This is a genomic window from Brevibacillus sp. FSL K6-6036 (assembly GCF_037964015.1).
In the GTDB taxonomy this organism is placed as follows: Bacteria; Bacillota; Bacilli; order Brevibacillales; family Brevibacillaceae; genus Brevibacillus; species Brevibacillus borstelensis.
Window position 1 is genome coordinate 3318786 of record NZ_CP150173.1, and the last position, 15781, is coordinate 3334566.

Consider the following 15781-nt stretch of genomic DNA (forward strand, 5'->3'; position numbering starts at 1 on the left):
CCCCATTGTTCGATTTGATGGACGTTCCATCTTTTGGTAGGATATACTAGAGATAAAATACAACTTTTTGGAATTGTCAGTCAAGTTATTTTCAGAAAATACAGTAATATTTTACATGCGCTGAATCTATTCAGCTTGCCTACATCTTTTTTTATAAGGAGAGATCGCATGTCGACTGCAAATTGGTCTTCCGGATGGCAAATGGCGTCGCTGATTGCAGGTCCTCCCCTCTTTGCTCTGGCATTTGGCTTTTTCTCTCCCTCCCCGCTGTCGCTTGGCGGATACGCAGACGGCCTCTGCTACGCTTCTCTTCTGCTGCTGATGGCATGGGGCGTGCTTTTCGTCATCCAGGGGCAATTTTTTACCGCCTTCTGGATCAGTTGCAAGCGTTTTTTTGCTTCTTGGCGGAGGCAGGAATCATACATTCGTAAGGTCGAAGGCGGGCAGAACGAAGGGATGTATGAGCTAACCGGACAGGACGACGTGTCGTTTCACCCGCGACTGATCCCCCACGGTCCGTTTTTTTGGGCGGGAGCCGGCTATTTTGCGGTCAGTTTTATTTTTTCGCTTCTTTTCATAAAATAGGAGATCTATCTTGCTCATTTGGAATATTTTCAAACAGGAGATACGACGAATACAATCAGGACCAATTCCGGAAGAAAGGAAAATCTGACAGCGAAGGCTGGACAGAGACGCAAGGAGGATCAATTCCTCTGCTCTCGATACATTCGAAAGATTTCCGCGGCGTACAGGAGGAAAAACAGGCCCAGACAGAGCGGCCACAAATCAGGGGCAGTGATGTACAAAAGAAACGGGAGAGCACCGTCCCCGATTAACCGGATGCTTCTGAACCTGGGATTGACACGCGAAAGAATTGCCCCTGCAAGCAGTATCAACCAACCGATCAGCAAAAAAAGACTTCATTGGTAGGCTTCCCTCTCTTCAGCTAAAATCATTGATATAAGTATACGGCTTCGCTTTTGGAAAATAAAGGGATTGGGGGCATTTATGAATGGGTCTGTTTTCCAGGTTTTTTTCTCGACACAAGTGCCTGGTGCATATAGCGGTCGGCACCGAAGCGTATGCCAAAGCCGCGGCAAAATTGCAGGCTCACGGCATCAGCTACCGGACAAAATCGCCAAATGACATCAATCATTTGGGTTTGGATACTTCTAGTGTAATGTTCCCCCGTACCGACCGCACCACTACCTATGAAATTTTTGTCCGTCCGGAGGATGAGCATAAGGCGCAAAAAGCGATCCATAGCGGGCAATGATTGGAAATGCAAATGGATCACCTCTCCCGGCACAAGTTCCGGGTGCGGGTATGCTGTTGATCGGATCGCTTCTCCGCAAATAGAATCCGCTTAGATTAGCTTAGCGTACCGTAATCGTATACCCAAGCTCGGGTTGCTCGATGGTGAATGGACCTCTTTCTCCTTCACTTTCTCCGCTCCTTTGCTCCACCTCCACGATGATCGGATGAATCGCGGCCGGACGGTTGGTCGGAAACCAGGAACGTCCTTGCTTTACGAGCACCAATACCCCACGCCGATCACCGAAAAAGCGAAATGTATCGCTTTCCGCTTCAAATTCGCTGCCCAAAACGGAAAGCTTCTCGGCAAAGGCAGCTACATCCGGGACCGGCATTCCAATCTCCTGAATGCGCAGCCACCCTCCTTCGGCTCCCTCTTCCTCAAAGGAAAGCACTTCTACAATATTTCCTTCCGGGTCTTCGAAATATATCTGGCTTCCTTTCCAGATCACTGAAGTCATCCGTTCCTCTCCATCCCGGTCTCGCAGCAAGCCTTGGTGCTTTTTTATTCGTTGAAGGCACGCTTCAAAATGCGGCTTGGCAATCGCAAACGCATAATGATAGAAAGCGGGCTCCACCGACTCGGAAAAACGCAGGAGCGAGCTGCCTGCCTTTACTGTAAACGATGCGGAGTCTTCCGACGTTAATGGAAGCCTGAGCACTTCGGTATAAAACCTCTTCATGTCTGAAAGCTTGCTGGTCACGACTGAAAGCACATGAAAATTCATAATATCCTCCTCCATGAAACTTCACTCACTGACTACGCGAGCGGACAGCTTTCGACTATTCGGGCGGACAACTCACCACCCCGAGAAAAAAAGCCCCTATCTCCAAGAAGGAATTGCAATGGATTTGAAGAATACTCTGACAACTTGTCAAACAATGGGAGGCGCACGAATGGCACGAGTCGTTTTGTTTGAATTAAACAGCCAAGACCCTGAAAAAGCAGCAGCGTTCTATTCATCCGTATTTGATTGGAAAATTGCAGAACCTTACTGGGACTATCGCGAAGTCACGACTGGCTCCGATACCAAGCCCGGAATTCATGGCGGCATTGCACTCGGTCCAAGCGATTATCCGCACGGGACACGGGTTGTCATCGAGGTGGACTCGCTGGACGATACACTGGCCAAGGCGGTAGAGAGCGGAGCCAAAATAGTCCGGGATAAAATGGAGTTCGACGAGTTTTACCTGGCTTATCTGGCAGACCCTGTTGGCTTGGGAATCGGGTTGATTCAGTATAAATAACGGCAGCAAGCAAACTATGGGCGAGGAGTCTGCCGATTTAACGCAGGCGTTCTATATACTTATTAAATCAATAAGTATGTTATTCTCCAATCATTAGCAATCCCCTTCAAAACGGCACCATTTTTTTGTCCCTGAATCTGGGAAGTCCAAAGCTTAGGAAACTTTTCTCTTGTTCATGTAAGAAAACCTGACATATAATTGACTCAAATTCGTCAGGTGGTGAACAGCATGTCTTCTATTACCGTAAGAAAAGCAACCGAACACGACTTGCCCGTCCTATTGGAAATATACAATCACGTCGTACGGACTTCTCCTGCCACGTTCGACCTGGTGGAACAGACGCTCGAGCAGCGAAAGAAATGGTTCCAAAAATACGACGAGCAGCACCCCTTGCTGGTGGCAGTAGAAAACGGATCGGTAGTAGGATATGCGTCGCTTGGCACGTTTCGGGAGAAGCCCGCGTACAACCAGACAGCGGAATCTTCTGTCTACGTTCATCATGATCATCATGGAAAGGGAATCGGAGGGCTGTTGATGACAAAGCTTATCGCGGCGGCGAAAGAACTTGGCTACCACGCGCTGGTCGCCGGAATCACCGGAGGCAATGAATCCAGCGCTCAGCTTCACGTCAAGTTTGGATTTCAGCCAGTGGGGGTTTTTCGTCAGGTGGGGTACAAATTCGGGGAATACCACGATGTGGCGTTTTATCAATTGCTTCTCGAATAAGTGATCGGTTCATGGATGGATGGCGAGACGGGACCGACTGGGTTCTCATTGGGTTGCCTCAGCAAAATACCACCACCCTAACTTGTTCTGTTTAGATACCAAGCGAGAGCTGCCTCATCGATCTGTCGCACAAGTCCGCTTTTGCCGTCTGCGTACGCCTGGCTGTCATAGCGGAATTTTTTGGCAAGCTCTTCCTTGAGGCTCGCATAAGCAGCCATTGCATCGGGGTGGCTGCTTACGTAATCGCGGAAGGCAAGATGCCTGTGGATATCGGGATGGCCTTGCTGGTACATATGGACGTGGTGTGTTCGCTGGTCGCCTCCTTTTTGAAAGTAGCGGCGGCCAGGCAACCCGTTCTCCCCTTTGGGCTCATATCCGGCCATTCGCATGGAGTCGTTATACAGATGGATCCGCTCAATGTCTTTTACGACCGGCATGATGTCAATGATCGGCTTTGCCTTCATTCCTCTGATCGAAGTGCTGCCGATGTGATGGATCGCGACCAGTTCTTCGGAGAATATGCCCTGCAAAAGCTCCTTCTCTTTTTCAAACAATGCCGCCCACTCTTCGTCATAGGGCAGGACTTCAATCTGTCTCATAACGGTTTCCCCTTTGCCTAATGCAGAACTAGTCACGCAGCAGCTCACTCAATTTATCTAAACATTTTTCAAATACGGCAATCTCGTCAGGATCCAATTGCAGGCGAAGCTGTTGATAAAATTCATGATGCATTTCCTCATGGATGCGATATGCCACTTTCCCTTTTTCCGTCAGCGAGACCATCACCGCTCTGGAATCTGTCGGGTGTGTCGTCCTTGTAACCAGCGCCTTGGCTTCCAGGCGCGTCACGAGCTGGGTCACGGCACCTTTTGTCACACCGAGGCGGGACGCAAGCTCACTCATTAGGATGCCGCCCTCACAGCCGATGGCGTCGATTGTATGAATTTCGCTCGGCGTCAGCACGCCCGCTTCCCCAAACGTTCGAGGCTGCCGCTCGAGTCGTTGAAGCTGCAAAATGACGCGCCCCAGTTTTTGACTGCCTGTATTCATTTTTTCGGGTGGGAAAATTTGCTGTTCTCTCATACCCATACTTTAGTTTCTAAACCATTCCGTGTCAAGGCGCCCGTTTTGGGTCAAACAGAATGGTTTGTCTCTTGCTTTTGGCTTCCCTTGGTTTTCCGGTCCAAAAATAAGCCGTATCCAAATACCGCAATGCTCAAAACAAAAATAGCGACGTTGATTCCGAACACGCTTGTAAATGCACCCATCGCCTGTGCTTTTTCATCGAAGGACACTCCATTCATGAACCCGAGGCCCAGTGCCGCACCGAAAACCATCCCGACATTTCGCATCAGGGCAACCATTCCGCCAATCGTACCCACGTAGTGGGAAGCGACATTTTTCATAATGAAGCTGTTGTTCGGGGACGTTACCAGCCCCATGCCAAAGCCTGTCAACGCAAGCGTCAGGACAATCTCCAGCATGGACAGCTGCTCCAGCCACAGCGTCAGGATCAAAGAACCTCCGCCCATGCCGCATAAGCCGAGAAACTGGAACAGCCGGGAGCCGTACCGATCCGAGAGTGCCCCCGCAAACGGCCCTGCAGCCGCAAGTATGAGCGGATAGGCGGCCATGATGTACCCCACTTCAAGAGGAACGATTCCAACCAACCCGGTCAAGTAAAACGGCAAGACGACCAAAATCGTGTTGGCGAGCAAAAAAGAGCTTCCCGTGATGAACAGGCCGGATGTCACCGCGGCGTTTTTGAATACCGGCAAGGGCAAAAACGGGTGAGCCTGCCTTTTCTCCCACCAGAGCAGAAGTACCAGCGCGGCAAGAGCTGCGGCAAATAACGAAACAAGCCCCAGCGATCCCCAGCCCCACACCTGGCCCTGGGTTACGCCCAAGATGACGATGCCGATGACGGCGGTAAAGAGAACCGCCCCCATGCCGTCAAAAGTGCCCGGCTTTCTCTCCGGTTCCTGGTTCGGAATGCTGCGAAAGGCAAGCCAAGTCGCAAAGAGGATAATGGGAACGTGAATCAGGAACAGCCACTGCCAGCTCAGCCATTGAGCGATCATGCCTCCCGCAATGGGACCGCTCATCCCTCCAAGCGCTACAGCCGTACTGACAATTCCGAGCGAGCGGCCTCTCCGCTCCTTTGGCATATACATAGTGATCAACGCGATATTTGTCGCCTGGAACATCGAAGCTCCGGCCGCTTGCAACACTCTCAGCAGCAGCAGGATGGCCACATTCGGCGAAAAGGCGATCAAAACCGAGCTTATCGTAAAGCAAACATAGCCGAGATTATGAATGCGGCGTTGGCCATAGCGGTCGCCAAGCTTTCCCATCACGGGCAAAAGCGAAGCGACAGCCAGCAAATACCCGGTCGTGATCCACTGAACAGTGCCAATTCCCGCATGGAAGGTTTCCGTCAAACGAGGGAGCGACACGTTGACGATGCCTGCTGTGAAATGTGACACGAATGCTCCGAGACAAATGGCCATAAGCATGTAAAAAAGGTTTCGGCTTGAGCCTTCTTTTTTCTTGATTATTTCCGTTTTCATTTCGCCGTTTCACCGACCTACCATACAGTATAGATACTAAACAAATTATGCAAAAAAATATTCCTGGACCATTCTCTCCTCATCCATATTGTTTGTTGTCGCCAGGGATATGCCAAATTTTTCTATTCATTAGTTTAGACACTATACTATATGTTGTCAATGTGTTTTCTTTCGACCTTCCTCAATCACATAAGGAAGAAACAGTGCGAAGCTTAATTGCCTTCGCACTGTTTGCTTTTCCTAGCATATCGCTTGCCTTTCCGAGCACGTCTTTTGCTTCTTCTCCGAGCATGACGTTATGGTTCTTTCTTCTGCCATAACGCTATGTTTCTGTTTCCTCGATTCCATCACGCCTTTGGCTTGCAGCCTCGTCGCCTTTTACCGCAAAACCGAACCCTCCCGTCCATTTTCTTCCTCTCTCCGATAGCGGAGGATCGGATTGCGGGCTGCCTTCGCCTCATCCAGCCTGTTCACCACAGTTGTGTGCGGCGCTTCCTGTACGGTCTCCGGGCTGCTCTCAATCTCCTCGCATATCCGGATGAGCGTCTGGATAAACTGGTCCAGCGTCTCCTTGCTTTCGGTCTCGGTCGGCTCGATCATCATCGCTTCTTCGATGTTCAGCGGAAAGTAGATTGTCGGCGGGTGATAGCCGAAATCGAGCAGCCGCTTGGCGATGTCCAGCGTCCGCACCCCTTTTTTCCTGAGCTGCCTTGCTGACAGGACAAATTCGTGCATGCACGTCCTGTCGTAGGGTAGCTCGATGTGCGGCTGCAGCTTTCTCATCATATAGTTGGCGTTTAGTACCGCGTTTTCGGTCACCAGCTTCAGTCCATCCGGTCCCATCGTGCGCATATACGCATAAGCCCTGACCAGAATGCCGAAATTTCCGTAGAACCCCTTGACCTTTCCGATCGACTGCGGCTTGTCTGCATTCAACCGGTAGCGGTCCTGGTCCCGCTCTACGATCGGTACGGGCAGAAACGGAATCAGTTCCTTTTTGACGCCGACGGGTCCCGCCCCCGGCCCTCCGCCGCCATGGGGGGTGGTAAAGGTTTTGTGCAGGTTCAGGTGCACCACGTCGAATCCCATGTCTCCCGGACGGGCATAGCCGAGGATGGCGTTGGAATTGGCTCCGTCGTAGTAAAGCAGTCCCCCTGCCTCATGGACGATGCGGGCAATCTCCAGAATGTTTCGGTCGAACAGACCGAGCGTAGACGGATTGGTCAGCATCAGGGCGGCGGTATCCGGCCCTACCGCTTGCCGGAGCGATTCGAGATCGACCTCGCCGTACTCGTTGGAGGCAATCGTGACACTCTCAAACCCGGCGACGGCAGCCGAGGCAGGATTTGTACCGTGGGATACGTCCGGTATCAGCACCTTGGTCCGCTTTTCCCCGCGCGACTCATGATAGGCCCGGATCATCAGCAGGCCTGCCCATTCTCCCTGAGCTCCCGAAGCCGGCTGCAGCGAGACCTGGTCCATCCCCGTGATGGCCTCCAACTCCTTTTGCAAATGGTACATCAGCTCCAGCGCCCCTTGCACGGTCTCCTCCGGCTGGTACGGATGAATGGACGCAAATCCGCTCAGCTTGGACACTTTTTCATTTCGCTTCGGGTTGTACTTCATCGTGCAGGAGCCAAGCGGGATAAAACCATTGTCAACTCCGTGGTTTCGGCGGGACAGAGCCGTATAATGCCGGACGACATCCAGTTCGCTCACTTCCGGCAGCTCGGCCCGCTTCGCTCTGATGTAGGGCAAAGGCAGAATGTCCTCCACAGAAAGCTCCGGCACATCGAGCTTTGGCAAGCTATAGGCGCTCCGGCCTGGCCGGGACCATTCAAAAATAAGCGGCTGATCTTTTTCCTGTCTCATAGCACAGCCTCCAATCGCTCGGCTAATGTATCGATCTCCTCTTTCGTCCTCGCCTCCGTAAAGGCAAGCAGAACGCTGTTTTCGTATCTGGGGTAGTCTTTCGCCAGCTCGTATCCGCCGATGATTCCGTGCTCAAGAAGCTTTTTGTTCACTGCCGCAGGAGATGCCGGCAGCTTGAACGCACATTCGTGAAAAACGGCTGTCGAAAATAATCGCTCCACTCCTTTGATGGAGGTGAGACGCTCAATCGCGTACTGCGTTTTCAGCATGCACTGTCTCGCTACTTCGCAGAGTCCCTGCTTGCCCATATAGCTGAGGTAGACGGTCGCTGCCAAAGCATTGAGCGCCTGGTTGGAGCAGACGTTGGAGGTCGCCTTTTCCCGGCGGATATGCTGCTCTCTGGCCTGCAGGGTAAGGACGAAAGCGCGTCTGCCGTCGAGGTCCGTGGTCTGCCCGATGATCCGGCCCGGCATCCGCCGAACAAGCGCCCGGGTGGTCGCCAAAATGCCGAGATAAGGCCCGCCAAATGACAGCGGATTTCCAAGCGGCTGTCCCTCCGCCACGACGATGTCTGCTCCAAAGGAACCCGGCGGCTCCAAAATTCCCATCGCAATCGGATTGACGACCGCGATAAACAGCGCCCCGCAATGACGCGTGAGAGCAGCCAGCTCTTCCAGCGGTTCCACGCAGCCGAAAAAATTCGGATACTGGACGATACATCCGGCGATGTCGTCACCCATCCGGTCTCCCAGCTCGTCCAAATCTGTCAGCCCATCCCCCACGCCAATTTCCACGATCTCCAGCCGTTGGCCGTAAGCGTATGTTTTCAGGACTTCCCGGTATTCCGGATGAACCGCCCTGGAGACGAGCAATTTGGTTCGCTTGGTCGCCGCACAAGCCATCATCCCCGCTTCTGCCATCGCTGTCGGACCGTCGTATAGAGAAGCATTGGATACTTCCATTCCGGTCAATTCGCAAATCATCGTCTGGTACTCAAAAATCGCCTGCAGGATGCCCTGCGAGATTTCCGGCTGGTAAGGCGTATATGCCGTGTAAAATTCCGAGCGGCCGACGATGGCTTCAACCACTGCCGGAATCGCGTGCTCATAAGCGCCGGCTCCCAAAAACGAGACATATTCTTCGGTATTTTTGTTTCTGGCGGCCATCCGTCCAAACTGTCTGGTCAGCTCCAGCTCCGACCAAGCCTGCGGGATCTGGATCGGCTCCTTCAGCCTGATCTCGGCAGGAATTTGGTCAAACAGTCCTTCTGTCTGCTGCAAACCCAAAAACGCCAGCATTTCTTTACGCTCTGTCTCTGTATGGGGCAAATACCCGAACGGCTTCAAAAAAAGACCTCCCCTACCCGTTTCTTTTTTGTTTACGATTTTGCACTGGACACATGGTCACCTTCATTATAAGCTTCTATATACATTGATCAATTCAATCATTACTATTATTTCAATTGGATTTACCTATGAATAGAAAGCGGTGAGAACGATGGAATTAAAGCAATTGGAGTATTTTTTGGCCGTGGCACAGGAACTGCATTTCACCAAAGCATCAGAAAAGGTCGGGATTTCTCAGCCCTCTTTAAGCCAGCAAATCCGCGCTCTGGAAGCGGAGATCGGCGTCCCGCTGTTTGACCGGATCGGCAAGAAAACCGCCTTGACGGAAGCGGGCCGCATCCTGCGCGGACATGCTCAGCGCGTCTTCCATGAACTGTCCCAGGCGCGGGCCGCCATCTCGGAACTGCAGGGCTTGCAGCGCGGCAAGCTGACCATCGGCGCACTCCTGACGGTCGTCAATTACCTGCTGCCGCCAGCCATCCTCGCGTTTCATCGGCAGTATCCCCATATCGAGCTGTCCGTACTTGGACTGCGCACGGGAGACATCCGCTCCGCTCTGCTGGACAACCAGCTAGATATGGGCATTGTCTTTTTGCCCGTCGAGGACGAGGAGTTCGAGACGCTGCCGCTGGTGCAGGAGGAGCTGTGCCTCGTGGTTCCGTCCGGCCATGCACTGGCAGAGAAACGTTCCGCTCCGCTCGAGGTGTTAAAAGAGACGCCTTCTGTCCTTCTTCCGCAAAATTACTATCTCAGACAGCTCATTGATCAGCATTGCGAAACTGCCGGCTTTTCCGTCAAGCCTTCCTTTGAGATGACTACGATGGAATCGATCGTCAATATGGTCGCAAGCGGGATCGGCGTCACTGTCCTGCCCAAACCATACGTCGACTTTATCCAGAATGGAAAAATTGCCGCCGTCCCGTTCGCCAGTCCGATCACCCGCCAGATCGGCATCATTTACCGGGCGGACAAATATATGTGCGCCGCCACGCGGGTTTTCCTCGAAAACCTGATCGGGACTGCCAAAAGGATGGAGTAACCGCAATCGCCCCACCCTTAAACGATAGACAGGTTTGCAGCGGCTTTACACTTTCATAAAAAAAGAGGCGTAATGCGCGAGCATACGCCTCCAAGAGGTTCTATCAACGAGGTGAGTAAAGAGCCATGAACAAATGGGTGCTGCTGCCTACGATATCGCCTTCTTACTTGCCAACAGCCTTTCGGACATCCGCCATGCTCGCCCCGAAGTTGATATGGTACACCGTACCGTTCAATACGAGTGCAGGCACAGATTTCACTCCCAGTTTTTCCGCCTCGTCCAGCTTGTCCGGATGCTGGGCGAAATGAATGGTTTCCACATCGGTTTTGGTACGGTCGAGATACGGCAAAATGGCCTGTTCCGCATCGACGCATACACTGCATCCAGCATGATAAAACACAGCTTTCGCCATCCTTTTCTCTCCTCCTCTCCTGATGTAATACAAGGGCCCTTAGCTATAAGGTAGCGATTTTGGCAGGCAGCATCAATTCCAAATCCGATATGATAAGGATTGGTTTAGCGAATGAACACATGGAAAGCAGAGACGGTGCCCCGCTTGGTCAGTTGCCGCCTTTTGATTGCCGATAGGCGCTGTGATTGGTCGGTCCGACAAACGAGCGCAAGGAAAACGAGTGACGGATGCCCTCGGTAATAAACGCTTTTGCGGTCGCAACTGCCTCTGGCACTGACCTTCCCTTTGCCAATTCCGCGGTGATTGCGGCAGAGTAGGAGCAGCCCGCCCCGTGCGTATTTGTCGTGCGGATCTTTTCCACTTCGAAAATGTCAAAGCTGCTGCCGTCATACAATAGGTCAATCGCATTGTCTCCCGGCAGCCGCCCTCCCCCTTTTACCAGCACATAAGACGGACCGAGCCGGTGAATGCGTCTGGCCGCTTCCTTCATCTCTTCCACAGATTGCAGCGGTGCCATGCCGCTCAGCTTGGCCGCCTCGATCAGATTGGGCGTCACGACGGTCGCCAGCGGAACCAGCACTTCGCGGAGGCACTCATTTACTTCCGGGTGCAGTTCTTCATCGACGCCTTTGCAAATCATGACGGGATCGATAACGATCGTTTGAATGCCGCTCGCGGCGATTGCTTGGGCCACAAGCTCGATGACCCGGATAGAGCCTAGCATGCCTGTCTTGCAAGCATCCGCTCCGATCACCTCCAGTGCCGTTCGTAGCTGCGCTGCTACCGTGTCCGGTTCAACCGGAAAAACATGATGGCCCCAGCTTTCATCTTGCGCGACAATCGTCGTCAAGGCCGACATCCCGTAAACCCCCAGCTCCTGAAAGGTTTTGAGATCGGCCTGAATACCCGCTCCTCCGCTGGAATCCGATCCGGCTATGGTCACTGTTTTATACACTTGCATGTCTGCCCTTCCTCCTTCATGGTGCTTTTTTAAGCATCGTGCTTGCCTCTCCAAATCCGTGACACTGAATCTTTTTAGGCACTCCGTCTTATTTATTTCGGCGAAACAAGTCCTGCGCCTTCTTTAATCCCAGGATCAGCGCATCTACGTCTTCTTCGGTGTTGTAGAGATAGAGGCTGGCCCGTGCCGTCGCCGCTTGTCCAAACCATTTCGCCAGCGGCTGCGCGCAGTGGTAACCGGCACGGATGGCGATCCCTTCTGCATCGAGCACGGTAGCCAGATCATGGGGATGGATCTCCCCCAGTTGAAACGTCAGGATGGACGTCCGATGCCGCAGCGGCCCCAGCACTTTGCATTCTTTGAGCTCCTGCAACCGCTCCAGTGCGTAGCCAACCAGCCTGCGGTCATGCCGTTCGATCTTCTCCATGCCGATTTGAGCGAGGAAATCAATCGCAGCCCCCAGCCCAATCGCTCCCGCAATCAAAGGGGTTCCCGCTTCCAGCCGGTACGGAAGCTCTTTCCACGACGCCCATTCGGCATCGACCGACTCAACCATCTCTCCTCCATACTCAACAGGTACCAATTGCTCCAGCAATGGACGCTTCCCGTACAAAACTCCAATTCCTGTAGGACCGCACATTTTGTGACCGGAGAAAACGTAAAAGTCGCAGTCCATCTGCCCCACATCGACTGGTGAATGAGGCGCTCCCTGCGCACCGTCGACAACCAAAACTCCTCCGTGTGCATGGACGATGCCGGCGATCTCTCTGAGCGGTACTACATCTCCCAAGACGTTGGATATATGGTGGAGTGCTGCGATTTTAGTCCGTGGGGTCACCACTGAACGGACAGCTTCCGGCGTTATCGTCCCATCTTCCTGCAAGGGAATGAATTTCAGTGTTGCCCCGGCCGCTTTTGCCGCCTGCTGCCAAGGGATCAGGTTGCTGTGATGCTCGGCCAATGAAATGACGATCTCGTCGCCTTCGCAAAGGACCAAACGGCCGTATCCGCTGGCGATCAGATTCAAGGCGCTCGTCGTCCCCCGGGTAAAAACAATCTCGGCCGCTTCGCTTGCGCGGATGAAAGCACGGACCTTTTCTCTCGCCGCCTCGTACATGTCTGTCGCCTTTGCCCCCAGGTAGTGGACTCCCCTGTGAACGTTGGCGTTTGCCATCCGATAAAATGCTTCCAGCGCCTCAATCACCTGAACCGGTTTTTGGGCAGTGGCTGCGTTGTCCAAATATACAAGCCGCTTCCCGTAGATCGGGACATTCATAATCGGGAAGCATTGCTTCACTTCATGCGGATTCATATCGCTCTCAACTTCCTTTCCGGGATTTACCCGTAAGGATAGCCGCGGCAAACCAATAGTTCAATTCAATTATTTATATTAAAATCATTTGATTATCCTATAGATGGTTGGATTTGTCTTGAAACGTTTCCCTCTTCTTTTTCGTTTACTATATTGAGAGGGTTCGTACTTTGGGAAGCATGTCGCTGCGGCATCACATCAAAAACGGGGGTTAACTCCGGGGTTAGGGAGGCAGTATCATGGCAGTGAATTCCAGAACTCACGTGCTCCGTTTCGTCATCCTTTGTCTATCTGCACTCATCTGCGGGTGTTCACAGCAACAAGCGCCCCACCCGGGAGCGGCGCTGGAATCGCTTTTTCATTCAGGAAAAGGGAAAGCCATATGGGTACATCACTACCGGGAAGACTCCATCAAAGCGCAACCGGAGCTTCTCTCCCTGTACTCGGATAAAACCGAGCAGATTGCCGTCGTTGATTGGATCTCCGGCAGCGAAAAAGTGGAGCAATTAACGGGAACGGCTGATTCGCTGTTCATTTTGCAGTTTGAATATGAAACGGCCAACAAGGTTTCAGACTACGCGTATATGATGTACGTGGAAACGCGGGAAGGAGAGCATTATCTCAAGCCGTTTACGATGGGGCCGAAGTTTCATCTCGACTCTTATAAGCAAGAGGATGGAGACGCGATTCTCTCCTCGGTGGGAATGGACCAATGGTACAAGCTGGACAAAGCTTTGCACGATGTCTTTCCTCCTGCTGCGACAAAACCTCTTGAACAATTGGGAAAAAGTAGTTATGCTATGGTGGAAACAACAAACTATTTCTAAACAATGATGCACGGGAGCTTGGGGATGACCAGGCTGAGAGGACGGCTACTCTGTCGTCGACCGTTGAACCTGAACTGGGTAATGCCAGCGGAGGAATGTTTATATAGACCGGAGAGGACTGCGTATGCTTGCGTCCCTTTCCTGTCTGCTCTCGCGTCTGGCGTCGCAAGTTTTTTTGCGGCGTTTTGTTTTTGTCATGCAGACGCGTCTTCTTCCGCCTCCATCAGGGTTCATGCCGCGTGCAACCATGACAAGGAGGTTTTTTTCATGTCCATTCCACACGCATCTTCCCTCAACCTGACGGCTGTACAGCCTTTCCCTGGCAGCCGCAAAGTGTACCAGGTCGGCAGCAGGCCTGATCTTCGCGTCCCGATGCGGGAAATCCAGCTTTCGCCATCCCAGGGCATGTACGGAGAAATTCCCAACCCGCCCGTCCGCGTCTATGACACCAGCGGCGAGTATACGGCGTCCGACTACATTGCCGACATTCAAAAAGGACTGCCTTCCCTGCGGAAAAGCTGGATTGCTGAAAGAGACGATACGGAATCCTACGCGGGACGCCCGGTGCAGCCTGTCGATAACGGCTTCAAAAGCGCCGAGCAGCTTGAAGCAGTACCTGTTTTCCCCCGAAATGACCGCAAGCCGCTTCGGGCCAAAAAAGGCAGCGTCGTCACACAGCTCCACTACGCCCGCCGCGGCATCATCACGCCGGAAATGGAATTCGTCGCCATCCGCGAAGGAGTTTCGCCGGAATTCGTCAGAGCCGAGATCGCCAGCGGCCGCGCGATCCTGCCGGCCAACATCAACCATCCGGAATTGGAGCCGATGATTATCGGTCGTCATTTTCACGTGAAGGTAAACGCGAACATCGGGACATCGGCGGTCACCTCGTCCATCGGTGAAGAAGTGGAAAAAATGATGTGGGCCACCCGCTGGGGAGCCGACACCATCATGGACCTTTCCACCGGAAAACACATTCACACGACCCGGGAGTGGATTATCCGCAACAGCCCCGTGCCGATCGGGACCGTCCCGATTTATCAGGCGTTGGAAAAAGTAAATGGCAAAGCCGAGGAGCTGACTTGGGAGATCTACCGGGATACGTTGATCGAACAGGCCGAGCAGGGAGTGGATTACTTTACGATCCACGCAGGGGTGCTGCTCCGCTATATCCCGCTGACCGCTAATCGCGTCACCGGAATCGTCTCCCGCGGCGGCTCCATCATGGCGGCCTGGTGCCTGGCCCACCATCAGGAAAACTTCCTGTACACGCATTTTGAAGAGATTTGCGAAATCCTGAAGGCATACGACATTTCCGTCTCGCTCGGTGACGGACTGAGGCCGGGGTCCATCGACGATGCGAACGACGAAGCCCAGTTCGCCGAATTGGAGACGCTTGGGGAATTGACCAAGATCGCCTGGAAGCATGATGTGCAGGTGATGATCGAAGGTCCCGGACACGTGCCGATGCACCAGATCAAAGAGAATATGGATAAGCAGCTTGAGCTTTGCCACGAAGCGCCATTCTACACGCTGGGCCCGCTCACGACCGATATCGCTCCCGGCTACGATCACATCACGTCCGCTATCGGCGCCGCGATGATCGGCTGGTTTGGCACCGCGATGCTCTGCTACGTCACCCCGAAGGAACATCTCGGCCTGCCAAACAAGGAGGACGTGCGCAACGGCCTGATCGCCTACAAAATCGCCGCCCATGCCGCTGATCTGGCAAAAGGACATCCGCGAGCCAAGCTTCGGGACGACGCGCTTTCCAAGGCGCGGTTTGAATTCCGCTGGAACGATCAGTTCAACCTCTCGCTTGACCCTGAGCGGGCACGCGAGTATCACGACGAGACTCTCCCTGCCGAAGGGGCAAAATCTGCCCATTTTTGCTCAATGTGCGGCCCCAAATTTTGCAGCATGAAAATCACCCAGGATATTCGCGCCTACGCCCGAGACAACCAGCTTTCGGTCCATGCGGCTATCGACGAGGGGCTGCAGGAAAAAGCCAGGGAATTCCGCGAGCAGGGAGGACAACTGTACAAAGGGACGGACAGGAAATGAAGCGGGATGCCGATATGGGAAAACTGCGTGATCCCGGCCAGCTGCGTGCTGAAATCAAGCGGTTGGAGTCGGCTTTAGCCGCACTCCGCA

The 15781-nt window shown here is 53.1% G+C and carries 16 protein-coding genes and 1 riboswitch; of the genes, 7 read left to right on the forward strand and 9 right to left on the reverse strand.

What is annotated here, in order from left to right; genetic code table 11:
- Positions 1-168: 168 nt before the first annotated feature.
- Together NST37_RS16710 and NST37_RS16715 are read left to right on the forward strand one after the other, a co-directional pair.
- Positions 169-585, forward strand: coding sequence for a DUF3899 domain-containing protein (locus tag NST37_RS16710; protein ID WP_024985601.1), 417 nt, complete (start codon positions 169-171; stop codon positions 583-585).
- 427 nt (positions 586-1012) lie between these two features.
- The gene (locus NST37_RS16715; RefSeq protein WP_003386367.1) at positions 1013-1276 is read left to right on the forward strand and encodes a hypothetical protein; all 264 of its coding nucleotides are present in this window, start codon (positions 1013-1015) and stop codon (positions 1274-1276) included.
- 100 nt (positions 1277-1376) lie between these two features.
- Here NST37_RS16715 and NST37_RS16720 read toward each other — a convergent pair whose 3' ends face one another.
- Entirely contained in the window at positions 1377-2042 is a 666-nt protein-coding gene (locus NST37_RS16720) for a VOC family protein (RefSeq protein WP_339185573.1), read from the reverse strand.
- A 169-nt stretch (positions 2043-2211) separates the two neighbouring features.
- On the opposite strand from NST37_RS16720, the gene NST37_RS16725 reads away from it, so the two are divergent.
- Positions 2212-2562 carry a VOC family protein gene (locus NST37_RS16725; protein ID WP_339185574.1) on the forward strand — a complete coding sequence of 117 codons (351 nt, stop codon included), beginning with the start codon at positions 2212-2214 and terminating at the stop codon, positions 2560-2562.
- 228 nt (positions 2563-2790) lie between these two features.
- Positions 2791-3288 (forward strand): GNAT family N-acetyltransferase, encoded by a 498-nt coding sequence (locus NST37_RS16730; RefSeq protein ID WP_003386370.1) that lies wholly within the window; start codon positions 2791-2793, stop codon positions 3286-3288.
- A gap of 77 nt (positions 3289-3365) precedes the next feature.
- On the opposite strand, the gene NST37_RS16735 is transcribed toward NST37_RS16730, so the two are convergent.
- The 5 genes from NST37_RS16735 to gcvPA form a co-directional block, all read right to left on the reverse strand.
- Positions 3366-3887: a GrpB family protein gene (locus tag NST37_RS16735; protein ID WP_024985606.1), complete on the reverse strand. Its 522-nt coding sequence runs from the start codon at positions 3885-3887 to the stop codon at positions 3366-3368.
- A 28-nt stretch (positions 3888-3915) separates the two neighbouring features.
- Complete coding sequence (locus NST37_RS16740; protein ID WP_339185575.1) at positions 3916-4371, reverse strand: MarR family transcriptional regulator; 456 nt, start codon at positions 4369-4371, stop codon at positions 3916-3918.
- A gap of 50 nt (positions 4372-4421) precedes the next feature.
- The gene (locus NST37_RS16745; protein WP_003386374.1) at positions 4422-5858 is read right to left on the reverse strand and encodes an MFS transporter; all 1437 of its coding nucleotides are present in this window, start codon (positions 5856-5858) and stop codon (positions 4422-4424) included.
- 378 nt (positions 5859-6236) lie between these two features.
- Positions 6237-7730: an aminomethyl-transferring glycine dehydrogenase subunit GcvPB gene (gene gcvPB / locus NST37_RS16750; protein WP_031932781.1), complete on the reverse strand. Its 1494-nt coding sequence runs from the start codon at positions 7728-7730 to the stop codon at positions 6237-6239.
- Positions 7727-9028 (reverse strand): aminomethyl-transferring glycine dehydrogenase subunit GcvPA, encoded by a 1302-nt coding sequence (gcvPA, locus tag NST37_RS16755; protein WP_339186795.1) that lies wholly within the window; start codon positions 9026-9028, stop codon positions 7727-7729. Before gcvPA ends, gcvPB begins: the two co-directional genes overlap by 4 nt.
- 190 nt (positions 9029-9218) lie before the next feature.
- On the opposite strand from gcvPA, the gene NST37_RS16760 reads away from it, so the two are divergent.
- A complete protein-coding gene (locus NST37_RS16760) occupies positions 9219-10115 on the forward strand; it encodes a LysR substrate-binding domain-containing protein (RefSeq protein ID WP_243015033.1) in 897 nt (298 codons plus the stop codon).
- 163 nt (positions 10116-10278) lie between these two features.
- Here NST37_RS16760 and NST37_RS16765 read toward each other — a convergent pair whose 3' ends face one another.
- The 3 genes from NST37_RS16765 to NST37_RS16775 form a co-directional block, all read right to left on the reverse strand.
- Entirely contained in the window at positions 10279-10527 is a 249-nt protein-coding gene (locus tag NST37_RS16765; RefSeq protein WP_003386385.1) for a thioredoxin family protein, read from the reverse strand.
- A gap of 148 nt (positions 10528-10675) precedes the next feature.
- Positions 10676-11488 carry a pyridoxine/pyridoxal/pyridoxamine kinase gene (pdxK, locus tag NST37_RS16770; protein ID WP_003386387.1) on the reverse strand — a complete coding sequence of 271 codons (813 nt, stop codon included), beginning with the start codon at positions 11486-11488 and terminating at the stop codon, positions 10676-10678.
- Positions 11489-11576: 88 nt separating this feature from the next.
- On the reverse strand, positions 11577-12800 hold the full coding sequence (locus NST37_RS16775) for a SufS family cysteine desulfurase (RefSeq protein ID WP_251237736.1): 1224 nt from the start codon (positions 12798-12800) through the stop codon (positions 11577-11579).
- A 239-nt stretch (positions 12801-13039) separates the two neighbouring features.
- On the opposite strand from NST37_RS16775, the gene NST37_RS16780 reads away from it, so the two are divergent.
- Both NST37_RS16780 and thiC read left to right on the forward strand, forming a co-directional pair.
- Positions 13040-13627, forward strand: coding sequence for a hypothetical protein (locus NST37_RS16780; RefSeq protein WP_327956043.1), 588 nt, complete (start codon positions 13040-13042; stop codon positions 13625-13627).
- Between the two features lies 1 nt (position 13628).
- A riboswitch (TPP riboswitch) is annotated at positions 13629-13740 on the forward strand.
- Positions 13741-13894: 154 nt separating this feature from the next.
- Positions 13895-15691, forward strand: a complete 1797-nt coding sequence (gene thiC, locus NST37_RS16785) for a phosphomethylpyrimidine synthase ThiC (protein WP_339185576.1) — start codon at positions 13895-13897, stop codon at positions 15689-15691.
- Positions 15692-15781 lie beyond the last annotated feature (90 nt).

Excerpts from the sequence above, each read along its gene's own strand:
- NST37_RS16710 (WP_024985601.1), top strand. The coding sequence starts at position 169 with ATGTCGACTGCAAATTGGTCTTCCGGATGGCAAATGGCGTCGCTGATT.
- NST37_RS16715 (WP_003386367.1), top strand. The coding sequence starts at position 1,013 with ATGGGTCTGTTTTCCAGGTTTTTTTCTCGACACAAGTGCCTGGTGCAT.
- NST37_RS16720 (WP_339185573.1), bottom strand. The coding sequence starts at position 2,042 with ATGAATTTTCATGTGCTTTCAGTCGTGACCAGCAAGCTTTCAGACATG.
- NST37_RS16725 (WP_339185574.1), top strand. The coding sequence starts at position 2,212 with ATGGCACGAGTCGTTTTGTTTGAATTAAACAGCCAAGACCCTGAAAAA.
- NST37_RS16730 (WP_003386370.1), top strand. The coding sequence starts at position 2,791 with ATGTCTTCTATTACCGTAAGAAAAGCAACCGAACACGACTTGCCCGTC.
- NST37_RS16735 (WP_024985606.1), bottom strand. The coding sequence starts at position 3,887 with ATGAGACAGATTGAAGTCCTGCCCTATGACGAAGAGTGGGCGGCATTG.
- NST37_RS16740 (WP_339185575.1), bottom strand. The coding sequence starts at position 4,371 with ATGAGAGAACAGCAAATTTTCCCACCCGAAAAAATGAATACAGGCAGT.
- NST37_RS16745 (WP_003386374.1), bottom strand. The coding sequence starts at position 5,858 with ATGAAAACGGAAATAATCAAGAAAAAAGAAGGCTCAAGCCGAAACCTT.
- gcvPB (WP_031932781.1), bottom strand. The coding sequence starts at position 7,730 with ATGAGACAGGAAAAAGATCAGCCGCTTATTTTTGAATGGTCCCGGCCA.
- gcvPA (WP_339186795.1), bottom strand. The coding sequence starts at position 9,028 with ATGCTGGCGTTTTTGGGTTTGCAGCAGACAGAAGGACTGTTTGACCAA.
- NST37_RS16765 (WP_003386385.1), bottom strand. The coding sequence starts at position 10,527 with ATGGCGAAAGCTGTGTTTTATCATGCTGGATGCAGTGTATGCGTCGAT.
- pdxK (WP_003386387.1), bottom strand. The coding sequence starts at position 11,488 with ATGCAAGTGTATAAAACAGTGACCATAGCCGGATCGGATTCCAGCGGA.
- NST37_RS16775 (WP_251237736.1), bottom strand. The coding sequence starts at position 12,800 with ATGAATCCGCATGAAGTGAAGCAATGCTTCCCGATTATGAATGTCCCG.
- NST37_RS16780 (WP_327956043.1), top strand. The coding sequence starts at position 13,040 with ATGGCAGTGAATTCCAGAACTCACGTGCTCCGTTTCGTCATCCTTTGT.
- thiC (WP_339185576.1), top strand. The coding sequence starts at position 13,895 with ATGTCCATTCCACACGCATCTTCCCTCAACCTGACGGCTGTACAGCCT.